Genomic DNA, 13,141 nt, shown 5'->3' on the forward strand with positions numbered 1-13,141 from the left:
AGGGATGCATATTCGCCACGGTGGTCCTGCACCATGCGTACGGCGCGTTCGCGCACTTCAGGGGAAAAACGATTTGATTTCTTGCTCATGGCTCCATCTTCTCAAAGTTTGGAGCCTCCTCAATTCCCGGGGCGATTCAAACATCAGGCGCAGTCAATGCGCTAGTGGTGTTGGTCGTAGATGCAGTTTTGGTGGTGGTTTTCATTTGATTCAATCTTCCAAGGTTAAGGTTGTGCCGGAATGGCGGTGTACTTCAGCGGATGTGCTTTAGCGAGGATGGCGGTTTAGCCGCGTCCAAAAGGAAAACCCCTGCCAAGACCTTGTGAGTCCCGACAGGGGTTTGGTTTTCTGCTTTAGCGAGAGGCAGGGTTTAGCGCCGTCTCTCAGCAGTTGCCACGAGACCTCGTGAGTTTCGATATTGGCAAATTGTGCTTAGGCGAAGGGCGGGTTTTAGGCAAAATTCCTCTGCAAAGCTCTCCATTTATAGACATGATGCTACCATTGTTATAGCGACCAACCACAACATTCCGACTACGTAATATCGAGTCCTACACAGTGGCCGCTGCATCCCTGATCCGCATGATGGTCTGGCGGCTGGTTCCAAGGTCCCGGGCAATGGCCGCGATGGCATCCCCGCCATCAAGCCGCTGTTGGACCGCCTTGGCTTGCTCAGGGGTCAGGCTCATGGGCCTGCCCAGCGTCTTGCCTTCAGCCTTGGCACGAGACAACCCGGCCTGAGTACGCTCAATCAACAAGTCCCGCTCAAATTCAGCCATCGCATTGATGACCCCCATAGTCATCTTGCCGGCAGGACTGGTCAAGTCCATGCCGCCCAATGCAAGACAGTGAACCCGCACACCCATACCTGCAAGGCCCTCGACCGTGGCACGGACATCCATCGCATTGCGACCCAACCTGTCCAGCTTGGTGACTATGAGGACATCGCCATCCTCCAGCTTGTTCACCAGTCTGCCCCAGCCTTCACGCTCTGCAGCGGCCAGCGACCCCGATACGGTCTCCGTGATGGTGCGCTGTGGTGTGACCTTGTAGCCTGCAGCTGCTATCTCCTGTACTTGGTTATCGGTGGTTTGGTCGCTGGTGGAAACACGGCAGTAAGCAAAGACACGGGACATGGTGGACTCCTTTGGCATGTACGAATAAGGAGTCCGAATTGTGCAGCATGTCCGAAACAATGTCAAGCTATTTTATGGACATAGCTGGCGCGGCTGTCCGTAACCGGACGATTCTGGACATGGTGTGGGCGCAATACTTTAGGCACCTCGCCCAGTGCGGCGGCTTCAGGTCGGTCGTTGTGGCGCTTGTCGGGTACCAGAATCACGGGACGAACAGTAGGGCTGTCCTCACGTAACTGGCCGCATGAAGTATGCACCTTCGGCATCCCCACGATCCGCAACCTGTCGATAGAACTGAGGGGGCCACGGGGGAAAAGTCACACAGTTGATCGATGGATGTCACCTCGCATTTTTTCTCAGAATTTCGGCACTAGACCCAAAACAGCCCTTAAGGTTTTCGCCGCGACGGACAGGTTCCCCATTGCCGTCAGTCACCTTGCAAAATTCTTCGTTCCTTTGCCGTTGTTCAGTCTGTTGCTCATTGGTGGCGACCGGATGAACTGCTTCGCGCTTCGATGCCACAAGAACTACATGGCACCTGTTTCGCGGTAGCGCTCACGTTGCGCACGTGATACCACCGCATTAAAGGCCATTGGTGTCACCAACGTGGTCACCACACCGACCAGCACCAGAACCGAGAACAGGTTGGCATCGATGAACCCACGCTCATAGGCAATGCCTGCCACCACCAGTTCCATCGCCCCGCGGCCATTGAGGATGAAGCCCAGGCCGACAGCCTCGCGGTGCGACATGCCAATCATGCGGCCACCCCACCAACCAGCGGCCACCTTCGTGGCGATGGCGACGGCCAGAACAGCGACCACGAAAGCAACATCAGTTAGCGCGGCGAACTGGAATTCCAAACCCAGCGAGGCGAAAAACACCGGGGCCAGGAAGCCCCCGGTGATGGAATTGAGCGTCAGACGCAAGTCGTCATACCGTGAAGCAACAAAATGGCGCTGATCAAGCAGCAGTGCGCCAAAAAACGCACCAATCACAAAATGAAACCCCAGGCTCTCGCTCAGTGATCCGAAGACCAGAACAAACACCAGCACGATGCCAAACAGCGCCTCTGGACCGAAGAGTGCGACCAAGCGTTCAGGCCCGGCAGAAACATTGATACCGCGACGATCCAGCCAGGTCAGCAGTGCGTTCAATCCAATCACTGCGGCAGCCAAAGCCATCAGCTTGAGTGTCACGACCGAGCCGATGGTGAGCACCTCCTTTAAGCTGGTCTGTTCAGGTAGGGCCAGAAGCACACCAAGGATGAAAAGCGCCGTGACATCGTTGATCACAGCCGTTGAAACCGCATAACGACCAATTGCTGTCGCCAGCAACCCCATGTCATCGAGCATCTTGACCGCGACCGGCAAAGCTGTGATGGAAATGCACAAGCCGATGAACAAGGAACGCATGAGGTCCAGGTCAAATACCCACGCCACGCCCAGTCCGGCCGCAAACGGTAGTGCGAACGCGGCCAAAGCGATGATGAGTCCACGGCCACGCATGGCTCCAACGACATCGAGCAAGCTCATCTCCAGACCTGCGGCCAGAACCACCAAAAAGATGGCCAACGACGCGATGCCCGAAAGTGCTGCGTCAGGCTGTATCAGCCCCAGAACACCAGGCCCGAGCAAAACCCCGGCGATCATTTCGCCAACGATGGCAGGCTGCCCCCATTTCACAAAGAGGTGGCCGAGAAGGCGTGCTGTAACGATCAGTGCAAGTAAGCTGGAGAGTAGGGGCATCGGATGGCTGCGGTTTCGTTTATTTGATGATGGTGAAATTTTGGCTTTGCGAAGGCTGCACGCCAAAAGCACGATAGACCCATGATAAGTCAGGCGATTCCCCGCCCTTTGTCCGTCGGTGACAGCCTCCCTTGATCGATAGTGTGGATCCAAGTGCCACTTCAGGCGTTGTTGAACAGCGCTCCTCAAGTAGCAAAGGAGGATGCCCGCCGTTCGTGACCGTCAGCAACTGGTCCAAACCGGGTGTTTCCGATTTCGAGGTGACCGACTGTAATCGCTGAAGGGCCGGCATAGCCCAGACGCGGACTACATGCCCGAAAGTAAACGTGGTAAATTCCGTGGTAACTTCAACCCATACCGCTCTGGTAAGGCCTTGTGAATCAACAACTTAGGCGATGCAGTTTGGTGCATAAATGCATCTCTCCGGCACCAATATTGATAAGGGTTCATTGCTGTTAAGTTAGCCATGAGCCCTTTCTCTTTGTGCTTCATGTAGCCACCATGTAGCCAGCAATACACGTTTTTGGACCGCGTAGCCACCCAATCCAGCACCGGAAAAGCAAGCCAGCAGACGAAAAAAAATCCCAGCGAGTGCCCGCCTCGACCCTTAACTTGTGTATTGCAAAAGGTCACAATCCGGACATGAACAAGCCGCAACCTTACCTCTCAGAAACCGAAGCCCCGACCCGTGCCGAGACCGATGCCCTTGTGGGCCTGACCTTGCTCGAATTCGGCACCGACTGGTGCGGCCATTGCCGCGCCGCCCAACCTGCACTGGCAGAAGCGCTGTCAAAACACCCTCAGTGGCGCCACCTCAAGCTTGAAGATGGTCCAGGCCGCCCGCTTGGGCGCAGCTACCGCGTCAAGCTCTGGCCTACCTTGGTGCTGCTGCGTGACGGGCAGGAAGTGGCGCGCCTGGTGCGCCCAACGCAAGCCGCCGATATCACAGCCGCGCTGAACGCCGCATAACGGCGCCAGCCCTGCCTTCCGAGTTGCGCCTATGAAACCCTTTTCGGTCCTGTTTGTGTGCATGGGCAATATCTGCCGAAGTCCCACTGCGCACGGCGTTTTTCGCCACAAGGCCAGCGAACTGGGCCTGGCCAACACACTGATGTTGGACTCTGCCGGCACACACAACTACCACCCCAACAGCCCGCCGGACAATCGATCACAGGCCCATGCCGCGTTGCGTGGCTATGACTTGTCCGACTTGAGGGCAAGGCAAATTCAGGCCAGGGACTTTGAGACTTTCGACCTCGTTCTGGTCATGGACTGGGATAACCTGGCTTTGGTCCAGCTCGAATGCCCGCCCCAACATCAACACAAGGTGCGCCGCTTCACCGAGTTCTGCCTGAAGTTTGACAGTCCGGTGGTGCCAGACCCTTATTACGGTGGCAAGGAAGGTTTTGAGCAGGTGCTGGACCTGGTGGAGGACGCCAGCGAAGGTTTGCTGCGGCACGTCAGGGCGCAGCTGAGCTGATGAATAAACTCAGGCCCATCTTCTGTTTCCAATAAATTAGTGTTCAATTTACAGGAACACATGCCGCCGCCATGAACCTCAAGTCCAGTCCGTCGGCACGCGCGTCCCTCTCGATCCTGGTGTCCAAGAGCGCAGCTGTTCTCGTGATGCTTGTCGGCGCAAGTGTGCTCGTCGGCTCCTTACCCGTTGTCGTTCAGCATTGGCACCGTCCGATGCCTGCCGCAGGAAGAAAAATCATTGCTTGAGCTTTTGGCCGATGCCGACGCATTGATGTACCAGCAAAAACGGGAGCACGGCGGAAGAACAGTGGTCGCTTGAAACCATTCAATCGCGAGGTTTCAGCCCTGGTAAAAACTCAATTCCCGCTCGATTCACCAGCGCGGCGCAGCGGACCGGCCCTGTGCCAGGGCAGTGTAGTCATGCAGATGTCAGCCAGCAGTTTTTAGCTATCACTCCGTCGTAAATTTATTAAAAAAATTTATTACTTATGCACAAAAACAGGCTAGGTTTCTGGAACCGATGAAACGCCTGGACCTTATGCTATCGATCCATAGGAAAAATTTAAGTTATTGATTTTAAAAGCGTTTTTTCTTTGCTTTATTTTTAAGCAGTCTAAGGAAAGCCTTGATTTATAAGGCTTGGGGCACGCTATTGACGAGCTATCAACATAGTTATCCACAGAAAAACTGGATGAGTCAGAAAACCTCTGAAAATCAGGCACTTATGAGATTTTCATGAGGTGAATTCGGGTTTTTAACGGCATCAGGGCTTACTTTGATTGCTCGATCAAAACTGTTTTTTGGCCTTGCTTCTTGGCTTTAGCCTGCGCTGGGCGGGCACCGACCCGATTCAGCGCAAGTTCTGAGCGCCATCGTCGTTATTACGATGCCACAATTCGCCAGACTTTTGAGACTCGACCTTGGCATGACCCCTTAGCACTTCAACGACGCTACGGTGCCGGACGGCCTGGCCCCTGTGACCCGTCAGCACGGGCCGAAAGATAGGCATACAGGTCCATGATGTGGGCGTTCACACGCGGCTCGCCCTGCCAGGCGGGCATGGTGAGCGTGCCCTGCTTGCGCTGCATGACACCTTCGATCAGGGCGTCACGCGCGGCGCTGTCAGCACCGGACTGCCCTGCCGGAAGGCTCCAGTCGTAACGCATCAGCACCAGTCCGACAAAGCGGCGCGGACCCATGTTGCGCACGATGGGCAACAGGTCCGGAGCGGCCACGCTGCCGGTCGCCGGTGCGCCGTGGCAACCCGCGCAGCGATCCTGAAAAACACGCCAACCGGTGTAGACCGAACCCGGCGGCTGTGCGCGCTGCGCAAGCTCCTCGGCGGCCTTGGTGTTTTCGACCTCCAAGGCACATCCGCCCAGCATCAATGCCGATGCCAACGCAGCACCGCGCGCGAGATTGAAGGAAAAATTTTTCATGGTCGCCACCTGCTACTTTCTTGCTGAATTCATGGTCTCATTTTGAAAGCATTAACTTCTGCTGAATTGAGATTTCTCATTCGCGACGCAATCAACCGGACCTAGCATAGTCCCAAGTCACACTTCAAGGCATGCACCATGAACCCCAAAAAACTGCTGTTCCACGACGACGCCCGCGCCAAGATCCGCAGTGGGGTGGACGCGTTGGCCGAGGCCGTCAAGGTCACGCTGGGGCCGCGCGGGCGCACCGTGATTCTGGAGCGCGACTTTGGTCCGCCGCAGATCGTGAACTCGGGTGTGCTGGTGGCCAAGTCGATCGAGCTCGAGGACCGCTTCGAGAACATGGGCGCACAGTTGCTGCGTGAGGTGGCGGCACGCACCAGTGAAATGGCCGGCGACGGCACCACCACCGCCACCGTGTTGGCCCACGGCATGATCCAGGAAGGCTTGCGCTACCTGGCTGGCGGCATGAACCCGATGGACCTCAAACGCGGCATCGAACTGGCCATCACCACGCTGGTGGCAGAGCTCAAGAGCATGGCCAAGCCCTGCGCCACCTCGCAGGAAATTGCGCACGTGGCCGCCATCTCGGCCAACAACGACCGCTCCATCGGCGACCTGCTCGCCAGCGCCATCGACAAGGTGGGGCGCGAGGGCGCGATCTCGATCGAGGACGGCTCCGGCCTGGAGAGCGTGCTGGAAGTCGTAGAAGGCATGCAGTTTGACCGTGGCTGTTTGTCGCCCTACTTCATCAACAACGCCGAGCGCCAAAGCGCTGTGCTGGAAGACGTGGCCATTCTGTTGTGCGAAGGCCGGCTGTCGTCACTGAAAGACCTGTTGCCCTTGCTCGAAGAAATTGTCAAGGCCGGACGGCCTATGCTCGTGATCGCCGAGGATCTCGACAATGACTCGCTGGCCGCACTGGTCATCAACACCATCCGCGGCACCCTGCGCACCTGCGCTGTCAAAGCGCCCGGCTTTGGCGACCGGCGCAAGGCCATGGTGCAGGACATTGCGGTGTTGACCGGCGGCAAGGTGGTGAGTGACGAGGTCGGGCTGACCCTGAGCAAGGTCAAGATGAGCGACCTCGGGCGTGCCACCCGCGCCGAGATCACCAAGGAGGCCACCACGCTGATTGGCGGCGCCGGCAACCCGCAGGCCATCAAGGACCGGATCGCCGTGATCCGCAAGGAGCGCGAACTTGCCACCAGCGACTATGACCGCGAGAAGCTCGACGAGCGCGCCGCCAAGCTCTCGGGCGGTGTGGCGCTGATCAAGGTCGGCGCAGCCACCGAGACCGAACTGAAGGAGCGCAAACTGCGCGTGGAAGATGCCCTGCACGCCACCCGCGCGGCGGTCGAGGAAGGCATTGTTCCGGGCGGCGGTGTGGCCCTGTTGCGGGCGCGCCGGGCGCTGGCCAATCTGACCGGCAGCACGCTGGACGAGACCTCGGGCATTCGCCTGGTGGCGCGCGCCGTCGAGGAACCCCTGCGGCGCATCGTGAGCAACGCGGGCGACGAGCCGTCCGTCATCCTGAACCGGGTGGACGAATCGCCCGACCCGGCCTTCGGCTACAACGCCGCCACGCGCACCTATGGCGACCTGCTGCAGATGGGCGTGATCGACCCGGCCAAGGTCACGCGGCTGGCACTGCAAAACGCGGCGTCGATTGCCAGCCTGATCCTGACCACCGATTGCATGATTGCCACGGCGCCCAAACCGTCTTCCGAGTCAGGGGCACAAATGCCGGAAGGCGGCATGGCCCCGATGTATTAACCCAAACCCACCCAGAGGAGCATCATGGAAAAGACCTGGATTTTGATCGCCAACAGTGAGCGGGCGCGTTGTTTCGAGCGGCAGCCGTCAGACCATTCGCTCACCGAGCTGACCGACTTTGTGTTTCCGCACGCCAGCCTTGGCGGCCAAGCCGGCGGCGGTGACCTGACCGGCGCGGCCGGCAAGGGCCATGGCCGCACCGGACACGCAGGCACGCAGTTTGAACCCAAGACACAGGTCGATGACAAGGCGCGCACCAACTTTGCCCGGCAGTTGGCCGATTACCTCAACGACGCGGTGGCTGGCAAACGCTGCAGTTCGATCGTGCTGATCGCCAGCAGCAAGGTGCTGGGTGAAATCAAACCCCTGCTGAACCTGGCTGCCAGCAATGCACTGGCGCACAGCATTGCCAGCGATCTGACCCAATTTGCCGGCCCCGAGCTGAGAAAGCATGTGGATCGGGCTTTGGAATTACCCGGCTAAACGGCCTCACCCTCCCGGCGGCCCTCGCGGTACACCGCGCAGCCTTTGAGCCCCAACTCCCAGGCTTGCAGCAGCACCAGTTCCAGTTCCTGGGGCCGTATGCCTTGCGGCAAGTGCACGGTTTTGCTGATGGCGCTGTCCACGCAGGACTGCACCACCGACATCATGCGCAACTGCGCTTCGGGGCTGATGTCGGCCGCAGTGGACTCGATGCCGCTCGACACCTTGTTGGCCAGCAAACTGATGGCCTTGGCCGGCGCCACCGCCAGCAAGTGGCTGTTGCGAATGCCGTGCTCGGCAATCGCGTCCTGAAGCTCGTGCGACAAGCCCAATACGAACGGGCTGGCGCCGTATTTGATTTTGTCGAACTCGGGGAAGGCACCCTTCTCCCTGGCGATCTCGACGGAGGTGCTGTAGGCAGTGTCGCGAATCGCGCCCATGAGGGCGCGTGTCAGGTCAAGACTTGCCTCGGAGCCATAGCGCAGGCCCAGCATCGCCAACATGTCGGCCAGGCCGGTCACACCCAGCCCGATCCTTCGACTGGCGCGCACCGTTTTCTCCTGCGCCTTGAGCGGCAGCAGGGAAATGTCGTGCACATCGTCGAGAAAGCGCGTGGCAATGCCGGCCACCGCCTTCAGGCCGACCCAATCCACCTGAGGGTGCGCGGCGAAGGGGTCCTGCACAAAGCGCGTCAGGTTGATGGACCCCAGATTGCAGCCACCATGGGGCGGCAAGGGCACTTCGCCACCAGGGCTGGTGGTGGCTATTTGTTCGCTGTACCAGAGGTTGTTGTCGCGGTTGATGCGGTCAATGAACAGCACGCCAGGCTCGGCGCAGGCCAGTTGCGCGGCCAGCAACTTGTCCCAAATGAGGCGGGCCGGAACGCGACGGTGCACCAGGCAAAGCCTGGGGGTGGTGTCGCCGGACCAGATGCGCTCGCACACCTCCACACCCACCGGAACCGGGCGCTGGCCCAGCGGAAAGACCAGCGGCCAGGGGCCGTCGGTTTCGACAGCGCGCATGAAGTCGTCGCTGATGGCCACCGACAGGTTGAAGTGCGCCAAGGCTGCACCCGCCATTTTTGCATCAATGAAGGCTTCGATGTCGGGGTGGTCACAGCGCAGCGTGGCCATCATGGCGCCCCGGCGCACATTGTGCGACGCCAGCACGGTGTTGGCGGCTTCCCACACGTCCATGAACGAGACCGGGCCCGAAGCCACCCCCGCGCTGGCCACCGCCGGTGACCCCGCTGGGCGCAAGGTGGAAAAGTCAACCCCGACCCCGCCACCGGCTTGCAGCGTCACCATGGCTTCGCGCAAGGCGTTGAAGATGCCCTGGATCGAATCTTCCAGCGGCCCGGCCACAAAACAGTTGAACAAGGTGCTGTGGTGCCCTGTGCCGGCACTGGCCAGAATGCGCCCGCCCGGCAAAAAGCGGAAGTCGTGCAGGATGGTGCAAAAGCGCTCGCGCCATTCATCGCGGTGATGTGTCTCTGCCGCCGAGACCGCCAACGCCACCCGGTCCCAGGTGACTTCGATCGAGGGCTCGGGTAGCCGGCCAGGCTCCAGCCAACAGTACCGGGTGCGCCAGACATGGTCCGAAATGGGCTCAAGGATGTGGGTGCTCTGCATGATGCGCCTTCAGGATTTTGCGTAGCCTTCAGGGTAACTTTTGTGGCCTGCCGAGCCTTGATAAATCGCATTCCTGGCGCGTGATGCCCTGGAAACCACTGCGACAACTTCACAAGTGGTCGATTCGCGCGCGCAAGGCGAGTGCCTGAGCACGGATCGCTTCCCGCTCGGACGCGGGCATTTTTTCGAGCTGACGGTAGGCCATGCCGATGCGCGGATTGTGTTGAAAGCGAGTCCCGTGGCGGTCGAAGAAGTCCCAGTAGAGCGCGTTGAACGGGCAGGCCTGTTCACCCAGGCGCTGCTTTTTGTCATACGCGCAACCCTTGCAATAGTCGCTCATGCGGTCGATGTAAGCCGCGCTGCTCACATAGGGCTTGGTGGCCAGCAAGCCACCGTCGGCAAACTGGCTCATGCCAAGGGTGTTGGGCAACTCCACCCACTCAAAGGCATCGATGTGGACGCCCAGGTACCAGTGGTGCAGCGCCTGCGGCTCCAGCCCCATCAGCAGCGCAAAGTTGCCGATCACCATCAGGCGCTGGATGTGGTGCGCATGGGCGTGTTCCAGCGACTGGCCGATGGCATGCTGCAGGCAGCGCATGCGGGTCTGGCCGGTCCAGAACCAGGGCGGCAAGGGCAAGTCGTGACCCAGCGCGTTGTGCTGGTCATAACCTGGCATTTGCGCCCAGTAAATGCCGCGCACATACTCGCGCCAGCCCAAAATCTGCCGAATGAAGCCTTCCACCGCGCCCAGTGGTGCGCCACCGCTGCGGTAGGCGGCCTCGGCAAGGGCCACCACCTCGCGCGGGTTGAGCATTTTGGTGTTCAGCGCAAATGACAACATCGAATGGAACAGCCGCCAGTGGCCCGCGCTCATGGCGTCCTGGTGGTCGCCAAAGTGGGGCAGCACATGATGAATGAATGTGTCGAGCTGGTGCAGCGCTTCAGGCCGGTTCAGGGGCCAGCGAAACTGCGCCGCCTGCGGCTTGCCAAAGCTTTTGACGCCTGCCGCCTCAATCGTTTGCCAAAGGGCGCTGTGGTCGTGCAAGGGGCGGGTGTCAGGCGGCTCGGGCGGCGTGCCTTTCCAGGGTTTGCGGTTGTCGGCGTCCAGGTTCCACTGGCCACCGGCGGGCTTGTCCTGGCCGTCGATCAGCACCCGGTGGCGCACACGCATGTGGCGGTAAAAAGATTCCATCAGCCACTGTTTGCGGCTGGCGAACAGAGTGGCAGCCTCATGGCGATGGGTGTAGAAATGGTCGCTGTCGGCCTCCGTGCTGCTTAGCCCCAAGCCCGCCAGATCAACGGCACAAAAGCTTTGCAATTGCTGGCTCAGCCGGTATTCGTCCGGCGACTGGTACTCAAAGTTTTTGCAGTCGTGGTGCAACAGCAGCGCGGTCAGGTTGCCGGGCAAGGTCTGGGTGTTACCGGGGTCATCAATCGCCAAGTAAAACACCCGGTGCCCGGCTTGCTTCAGCACACGCGCCAGATCGCGCATGGCGGCAAAAATGGCCAATATTTTCTGCGCGTGGTGCAACACGTAGTCGGTTTCCTGGCGCATCTCCATCAGCACATAGACCACGCCGGGGTCCACACTGGCAAACCAGGTGTGCTGCGGGTTGAGCTGGTCGCCCAGGATCAGGCGCAGAGTGTGGGCCGGGCTTGCGTTAACGGTTATGCTCATTGGCTTGTATTTACAGCTTGAAGCGACAGGCACCCTGTGCAGGTGCTCATGCGCCGCCCTCGGGCTTTGCAGGCGCTCGGCGACAACGCTCCGAGCAGAACTTGACGTTCTCCCAGTCACGTTCCCATTTTTTGCGCCAGGCAAACGGGCGTTGGCACACCGGGCAAATCTTGCTCGGCAAATCGACTTTGCGGCGCATGCTCATGACAAGTCCAGGCTGAGTTGGGCGCTGGGCGCAGTTGCCGGCTTGCGGCGTACTGTGCGGCCCTGGCGGGAGGCGTGTTTTTCGACAATGGCGGCTTTGGCGGCGCGCACCTCGGGCTGTGCACGGCGCGCATGCAAGCGCGTTTTGGCCTCGCGGGTCGCGCCAGCCAGGTCCACCCGCGGCAGCGGCCAGGCATCCGGCGCGCCAGCGGGCGCATCAACGCTCACCCGCACACCGCAGGCCAGTTGCACACTCTCGGGCATGCGCCAAGGCTCGAACAGCCAGGTATCGGGCACCCGGCGCAGGGCCGGCAACCAGCGCCGCACAAACACGCCATGGGGGTCGTGGTCTTGCGCCTGTTTGACGGGGTTGTAGACCCGGGTGCTGTTGATGCCGGTGGTGCCCGACTGCATTTGCAGTTGGCTCCAGTGAATGCCGGGCTCGTAGTCGAGGAATTCTCGCGCCAGCCACAGGCCGACCTCGCGCCAGTGCAACCACAGCGGGTAGGCCGCCACCGACACCAGCATGGCGCGCATCCTGAAGTTAAGCCAGCCGGTCTCACGCAACATGGCCACGCAGGCATCGACCATCGGCCAGCCGGTGCGACCCTGGCCGAGGGCATCAAAGTGCGCCGAATTCCAGTCGGGCTCGCGCAGATCGTCGTAGCCACGGTGCACATTGCGCCACTCCAGTTCAGGTTCGCTTTCCAGCTTCTGGATGAAATGGCAATGCCAGTGCAAGCGGCTTAAAAACGCGGTCAATCCTTGGGCCGCATAGGCGCCTTGCCCCCTGCCTTGGGCGTTCAAGTGGGCGATTTGGGCGCGCGTGGCCTGCACCACTTCGCGCTGGCTTAAATTCCCGTAGGCGAGGTGGGCTGACAGGCGCGAACACGCGGTGGGCGCCGACAGCGGCGACGAAATGCCGCCCCGGTATCCCCGGCAGCGGTCCAGCAAGAAATCTTCCAGCACCGCCTCGCCCTGGCTGCGCCCGCCACGCTGGCGCTGCGGTGGCACCCAGGCGTCCAGACCCAGCGCCTGCGCATCGGGCGCCGCCTGACGTGGCCCGGGGCCAGGCTGAAAGTGCGCGGCATTCAGGTCGGGCAGCGCATGGCAAGGCGCGCGCACATGGGTCTCCCAGTGCGACAGCCATTGGTCGCGGTTGCGCAGGCGACGCACCACACCAAACTGGGCCGACTCCTGCCAGCGCACCTGGTGCTGGCGACACCAGCAGGCCACCGCGCGGTCACGCGTGTAGCTGGCGGCATTGCCGGTCTCTTCGTGCGCATGCAAGCTGGCAAACGGCGCCAGCGCAAACAATTCGTCCAGCACCGCCACCGCCTCACCGGTGCGCACATGCAGGCGCCCGCCGCGTTGCTTGAGTTCACCGGCCAGCTCGCGCAAGCTCTCCTTGATGAACGCGTAATGCTGCGCACTGGCATCGGGTTGCGCCCACAGGCTGGGCTCGATGAGGTACAGGCACAGCACCGGCCCGGTTGCCAGCGCATGGTTTAGCGCGGCGTGGTCGTGCAGTCGCAGGTCGCGCTTGAACCAGACCACGCCATAACTCATG

Annotated in this window: 11 protein-coding genes; 4 read left to right on the forward strand and 7 right to left on the reverse strand. The window is 60.5% G+C overall.

The annotated features are described in order from the left end of the window. Positions 1–548: 548 nt before the first annotated feature. On the reverse strand, positions 549–1,133 hold the full coding sequence (locus Q7U49_RS16910; RefSeq protein WP_304766503.1) for a recombinase family protein: 585 nt from the start codon (positions 1,131–1,133) through the stop codon (positions 549–551). A gap of 527 nt (positions 1,134–1,660) precedes the next feature. Beyond that, entirely contained in the window at positions 1,661–3,034 is a 1,374-nt protein-coding gene (locus Q7U49_RS16915) for a cation:proton antiporter (RefSeq protein WP_304766506.1), read from the reverse strand. A gap of 489 nt (positions 3,035–3,523) precedes the next feature. On the opposite strand from Q7U49_RS16915, the gene Q7U49_RS16920 reads away from it, so the two are divergent. Further along, the gene (locus tag Q7U49_RS16920; RefSeq protein ID WP_304766509.1) at positions 3,524–3,850 is read left to right on the forward strand and encodes a thioredoxin family protein; all 327 of its coding nucleotides are present in this window, start codon (positions 3,524–3,526) and stop codon (positions 3,848–3,850) included. A gap of 31 nt (positions 3,851–3,881) precedes the next feature. Further along, entirely contained in the window at positions 3,882–4,361 is a 480-nt protein-coding gene (locus Q7U49_RS16925; RefSeq protein WP_304766512.1) for a low molecular weight protein-tyrosine-phosphatase, read from the forward strand. A gap of 949 nt (positions 4,362–5,310) precedes the next feature. Here Q7U49_RS16925 and Q7U49_RS16930 read toward each other — a convergent pair. Continuing rightward, positions 5,311–5,799 (reverse strand): c-type cytochrome, encoded by a 489-nt coding sequence (locus tag Q7U49_RS16930; protein ID WP_304766515.1) that lies wholly within the window; start codon positions 5,797–5,799, stop codon positions 5,311–5,313. Between the two features lie 138 nt (positions 5,800–5,937). Here Q7U49_RS16930 and groL point away from each other — a divergent pair, with 138 nt between their 5' ends. Continuing rightward, entirely contained in the window at positions 5,938–7,575 is a 1,638-nt protein-coding gene (gene groL, locus Q7U49_RS16935) for a chaperonin GroEL (RefSeq protein WP_304766518.1), read from the forward strand. 24 nt (positions 7,576–7,599) lie between these two features. Next, positions 7,600–8,058 (forward strand): host attachment protein, encoded by a 459-nt coding sequence (locus Q7U49_RS16940; protein WP_304766521.1) that lies wholly within the window; start codon positions 7,600–7,602, stop codon positions 8,056–8,058. Here the strand turns inward: Q7U49_RS16940 and Q7U49_RS16945 are convergent. The 4 genes from Q7U49_RS16945 to Q7U49_RS16960 all read right to left on the reverse strand — a co-directional run bounded on the left by Q7U49_RS16945 (position 8,055) and on the right by Q7U49_RS16960 (position 13,140). Then, a complete protein-coding gene (locus Q7U49_RS16945) occupies positions 8,055–9,689 on the reverse strand; it encodes an adenosylcobalamin-dependent ribonucleoside-diphosphate reductase (protein ID WP_304766524.1) in 1,635 nt (544 codons plus the stop codon). The two genes, Q7U49_RS16940 and Q7U49_RS16945, sit on opposite strands and share 4 nt — an antisense overlap. Before the next feature lie 109 nt (positions 9,690–9,798). Then, the gene (locus tag Q7U49_RS16950; RefSeq protein WP_304766527.1) at positions 9,799–11,367 is read right to left on the reverse strand and encodes a cryptochrome/photolyase family protein; all 1,569 of its coding nucleotides are present in this window, start codon (positions 11,365–11,367) and stop codon (positions 9,799–9,801) included. Between the two features lie 46 nt (positions 11,368–11,413). Then, positions 11,414–11,572, reverse strand: coding sequence for a DUF2256 domain-containing protein (locus Q7U49_RS16955; RefSeq protein WP_370654031.1), 159 nt, complete (start codon positions 11,570–11,572; stop codon positions 11,414–11,416). Next, a complete protein-coding gene (locus tag Q7U49_RS16960) occupies positions 11,569–13,140 on the reverse strand; it encodes a cryptochrome/deoxyribodipyrimidine photo-lyase family protein (protein ID WP_304766528.1) in 1,572 nt (523 codons plus the stop codon). The genes Q7U49_RS16955 and Q7U49_RS16960 overlap by 4 nt, the downstream gene beginning before the upstream one ends. Position 13,141 lies beyond the last annotated feature (1 nt).

Source organism: Rhodoferax sp. (assembly GCF_030653815.1).
GTDB lineage: Bacteria > Pseudomonadota > Gammaproteobacteria > Burkholderiales > Burkholderiaceae_C > Rhodoferax.

Excerpts from the sequence above, each read along its gene's own strand:
- Q7U49_RS16910 (WP_304766503.1), bottom strand. The coding sequence starts at position 1,133 with ATGTCCCGTGTCTTTGCTTACTGCCGTGTTTCCACCAGCGACCAAACC.
- Q7U49_RS16920 (WP_304766509.1), top strand. The coding sequence starts at position 3,524 with ATGAACAAGCCGCAACCTTACCTCTCAGAAACCGAAGCCCCGACCCGT.
- Q7U49_RS16925 (WP_304766512.1), top strand. The coding sequence starts at position 3,882 with ATGAAACCCTTTTCGGTCCTGTTTGTGTGCATGGGCAATATCTGCCGA.
- Q7U49_RS16930 (WP_304766515.1), bottom strand. The coding sequence starts at position 5,799 with ATGAAAAATTTTTCCTTCAATCTCGCGCGCGGTGCTGCGTTGGCATCG.
- groL (WP_304766518.1), top strand. The coding sequence starts at position 5,938 with ATGAACCCCAAAAAACTGCTGTTCCACGACGACGCCCGCGCCAAGATC.
- Q7U49_RS16940 (WP_304766521.1), top strand. The coding sequence starts at position 7,600 with ATGGAAAAGACCTGGATTTTGATCGCCAACAGTGAGCGGGCGCGTTGT.
- Q7U49_RS16945 (WP_304766524.1), bottom strand. The coding sequence starts at position 9,689 with ATGCAGAGCACCCACATCCTTGAGCCCATTTCGGACCATGTCTGGCGC.
- Q7U49_RS16950 (WP_304766527.1), bottom strand. The coding sequence starts at position 11,367 with ATGAGCATAACCGTTAACGCAAGCCCGGCCCACACTCTGCGCCTGATC.
- Q7U49_RS16955 (WP_370654031.1), bottom strand. The coding sequence starts at position 11,572 with ATGAGCATGCGCCGCAAAGTCGATTTGCCGAGCAAGATTTGCCCGGTG.
- Q7U49_RS16960 (WP_304766528.1), bottom strand. The coding sequence starts at position 13,140 with ATGAGTTATGGCGTGGTCTGGTTCAAGCGCGACCTGCGACTGCACGAC.